Here is a 1,902-nt window from a genome sequence, read left to right on the forward strand (position 1 = left end):
CGGCATCGAGGCCGGCCTCGGCGTACATCTTCTCCGGCTTGTCGTGGTCCTGGTACGTGTCCGGCAGGGTGAGCGTCCGCACCCGGACCCGGCCCGCATCCAGCGCGCCCTTCTCGGCCAGCAGGTGCAGCACCATCGCCCCGAACCCGCCGCGCGAGCCCTCCTCCACCGTCAGCAGCACCTCGTGCCGCGACGCGAGATCGAGGATCAGCGCCTCGTCCAGCGGCTTGGCGAAGCGCGCATCCGCTACCGTGACGGCCACGCCCTGCTCGGCCAGCAGGTCGGCCGCCTTCAGCGCCTCGGCCAGGCGCGTGCCCAGCGACAGGATCGCCACGCGCGCATTCGCGTCTTCGCGCACCATCCGCCCCTTGCCGATCGGCAGCACCTCGCCCCGCTCCGGAAGCTCGATCCCGACGCCCTCGCCGCGGGGGTAGCGCAGGGCGATCGGCCCGCTGTCGTGGGCGTGGGCGGTGGCCACCATGTGCACCAGCTCCGCCTCGTCCGCCGCCGCCATCACCGCCATGTTCGGCAGGCAGCACAGGTAGGCCAGATCGAACGCGCCCGCATGCGTCGCCCCGTCCGCCCCCACCAGACCCGCCCGGTCCAGGCAGAACCGCACCGGCAGGTTCTGCAGGGCGATGTCGTGCACCACCTGGTCGTAGGCCCGCTGCAGGAAGGTCGAGTAGATCGCCACGAACGGCTTGTAGCCCTCCGTCGCCAGGCCGCCCGCGAACGTCACCGCGTGCTGCTCGGCGATGCCCACGTCGAAGGTCCGGTCCGGGTGCGCCTTGCCGAACAGGTCGATGCCCGTGCCCCCCGGCATCGCCGCGGTGATCGCCACCACCTTCTCGTCGGCGTCGGCGGCCTTGATCAGGCTCTCCCCGAACACCCGGGTGTAGGCCGGCGCGTTCGGCTTGGCCTTGGCCTGCACCCCCGACACCACGTCGAACTTCACCACCCCGTGGTAGCGGTCGGCCGAGGCTTCGGCCGGGGCGTAGCCCTTGCCCTTGCGGGTCACCACGTGCAGCAGGATCGGCCCGTGCTCCGTGTCCCGCACGTTCTTCAGCACCGGCAGCAGGTGGTCGAGGTTGTGCCCGTCCACCGGGCCGACATAGTGGAAGCCCATCTCCTCGAACATCGTGCCCCCGCCCACCACCAGGGAGCGGGCGTATTCCTCCGCCGCCGCCGCGCGCTGGTAGATCGCCTTCGGCAGCAGCTTGCCGAGCTGCTTGGCCGCGTCGCGCAGAGTCCGGTAGGTGTCGCCCGAGGCGAGCCGGGCGAGGTAGGCCGACATCGCCCCCACCGGCGGGGCGATGGACATGTCGTTGTCGTTGAGGATCACGATCAGCCGCGAATGCAGGGCGCCGGCGTTGTTCATCGCCTCGTAGGCCATGCCCGCCGACATCGACCCGTCGCCGATCACCGCCACCATGTTGCGCCGCTTCATCCGCTCGGCGGTGCCGCGCGCCTTGGCCGAGGCCATGTCGAGGTCGCGCCCCACCGCCATGCCGAGCGCGGCCGAGATCGAGGTGGACGAGTGCGCCGCCCCGAACGGGTCGTAGACGCTCTCGCTGCGCTTGGTGAAGCCCGACAGGCCCCCGCCCTGGCGCAGCGTCCGGATCCGGTCCCGCCGCCCGGTGAGAATCTTGTGCGGGTAGCACTGGTGCCCGACATCCCACACGATCCGGTCGTCGGGGGTGTCGAACACGTGGTGCAGCGCCACCGTCAGCTCGACCACGCCGAGCCCCGAACCCAGATGCCCGCCGGTGATCGACACCGCGTCGATCATCTCCGCCCGCACCGCGTCCGCCACGCTCTGCAGCTCCGCCTCCGGCACCTTCCGAAGATCGGACGGCTCGTCCACACGGTCCAGCAACGCTGATTGCTCAGGGGTGATCGGCA

The 1,902-nt window shown here is 71.2% G+C and carries 1 protein-coding gene; it reads right to left on the minus strand.

Annotated elements, in window-relative coordinates; translation table 11 throughout:
- The coding region (dxs, locus tag MKK53_RS03650; RefSeq protein ID WP_243927024.1) for a 1-deoxy-D-xylulose-5-phosphate synthase at nt 1-1,873 on the minus strand (1,873 nt) is incomplete at its 3' end.
- Nucleotides 1,874-1,902 lie beyond the last annotated feature (29 nt).

It is taken from the genome of Methylobacterium sp. J-076 (genome assembly GCF_022829405.1).
GTDB lineage: Bacteria > Pseudomonadota > Alphaproteobacteria > Rhizobiales > Beijerinckiaceae > Methylobacterium.